Source organism: Streptomyces sp. NPDC058877 (assembly GCF_042742855.1).
Classification (GTDB): domain Bacteria; phylum Actinomycetota; class Actinomycetes; order Streptomycetales; family Streptomycetaceae; genus Streptomyces.
In genome coordinates this window covers 1-1677 of record NZ_JBHYMF010000385.1, presented here as the reverse complement: position 1 = coordinate 1677, position 1677 = coordinate 1, and the positions used below count along the sequence as shown (strand labels likewise).

Genomic DNA, 1677 nt, shown 5'->3' with positions numbered 1-1677 from the left:
AGTAGCTGTTGTCGTTCCGGTCTTGAGGGGTGGGCGTCGAACGGGAGTCTCGATCGGGTGATCGTGGCCGGCTGTGGGCATGAAGGCAGGGCCTCTTGGTAGCTCGGGGTTGCGAAGCCAACCGAGTTCCAGGAGACCCTGTTGCCGCAGTTGTACGTGCTCACGCCGGTGGAGTTCAACTCGACCGCCCCGTCGTGTGATTGCGTCGCTCACCGGTTCGGGAATGCCGCCGATCACCCGGAACGTGTTCGGAGGTATCCCTCGGACATGACGGACGCGGAGTGGGCCGTGGTCCGGCCGCTCCTGCCGGTGCCGGGCTGGATGCGGGGCCGGGGCGGGCAGCCGGAGTCTTACTGTCACCGGGCGATACTGGACGCGATCCGCTATCTCGTGGACAACGGCGTCAAGTGGCGGGCCATGCCGGCCGACTTCCCGCCGTGGGACCGGGTCTACGCGTTCTTCCGCCGCTGGCGCGACCACGTGCTGGTCAGGGAGTTCCACGACCGGTTGCGCGACCGGGTCCGCCAGAAGGCGGGCCGGGATGTGGAGCCGACGGCCGGTGTGATCGACTCGCAGTCCGTCAAGGCGGACGCCGTCGTCGGCGCCGACAGCCGCGGCTTCGACGGGGGCAAGCTGATCAACGGCCGCAAGCGGCACGTCGTGGTCGACACCCTCGGCCTGCTGCTGGGCGTCATGGTCACGAGCGCGGACATTGGTGACCGCGCCGCCGCGAAGGTGCTGCTCAAGCGGGTGGCCGACGCCCACCACCGGCTGGAACTCGTCTGGGCCGACGGCGGCTACACCGGCAGCCTCGTCGAGCACTGCCTGGCCGCGTTCGCCCTGGTCCTGGCGATCGTCAAACGCAGCGACGACACGCGTGGCTTCGTGGTGCTGCCCAAGCGGTGGATCGTCGAGCGTCTCTTCGCCCACCTGATGCGCACCCGCCGCCTGGCACGTGACTACGAACGATCCACCACCAGCGCCGAGGCGTTGATCTACTGGTCGATGACCATGATCATGACCCGCCGCCTGGCCCGGTCACATTCCGCGCGAGCGTGAAGCGACCCGGCTGCCGCTCGGCCAGCCAGCCCCGCGCCACCAGCCGCTTCGCCTTCGACCGCAACGCCTCCACCTTCGCCGGCACCGCGTCCAGGCCGAACAAGACGGCCATCTCCTGGCAGGTCAGCGGCCCTTGATGGAGGCGATGCCGGTCCGCGAGGGCCTGCAGGATGCGCTGGTAGTCCATCGACAGCACGGACGCGTCCAGCCCCTGGCGCCACACCGGCACCTGCGACTTCGGCTTCGCTGCCATCGATGCCGGTGACGCCTCCTCAGTCTGCCCCTCGGCCGGCCTCGCCCGCTCGGTCTCGGCGTGATCTTCGGTCTCGTCCACCGGACCCAGCACCTCGCCGACCCGCGAGCGGGCGATGACCCACTCCTCCCATTCCCGCTCGGCCACGGCCAGCTCGGTCTGGACTCGATCGGCCTCCTCCCGCAGCTCGTCCACACGACGGCGAGCACCCAGCTCACGCTGTTCGAGCAACCCCACGACCGACGGCATCCACGGCCTCCTCAGGAACGATGACACGACAGGCCACCCCTCCCACGGGAACACCGAACCTATGCCTGACCAGCGAAAACACCGCCCTCAGGTTCGGTACGACAACACCTACTAAG

Annotated in this window: 2 protein-coding genes; one reads left to right on the top strand and one right to left on the bottom strand. The window is 68.8% G+C overall.

The genetic code is table 11. The annotated features are described in order from the left end of the window. The first annotated feature begins 267 nt into the window (after positions 1-267). A complete protein-coding gene (locus ACFW2Y_RS35745; protein WP_384887902.1) occupies positions 268-1059 on the top strand; it encodes an IS5 family transposase in 792 nt (263 codons plus the stop codon). On the opposite strand, the gene ACFW2Y_RS35740 is transcribed toward ACFW2Y_RS35745, so the two are convergent. Next, entirely contained in the window at positions 1016-1561 is a 546-nt protein-coding gene (locus ACFW2Y_RS35740) for a hypothetical protein (protein ID WP_384887900.1), read from the bottom strand. The two genes, ACFW2Y_RS35745 and ACFW2Y_RS35740, sit on opposite strands and share 44 nt — an antisense overlap. Between the last annotated feature and the right edge of the window lie 116 nt (positions 1562-1677).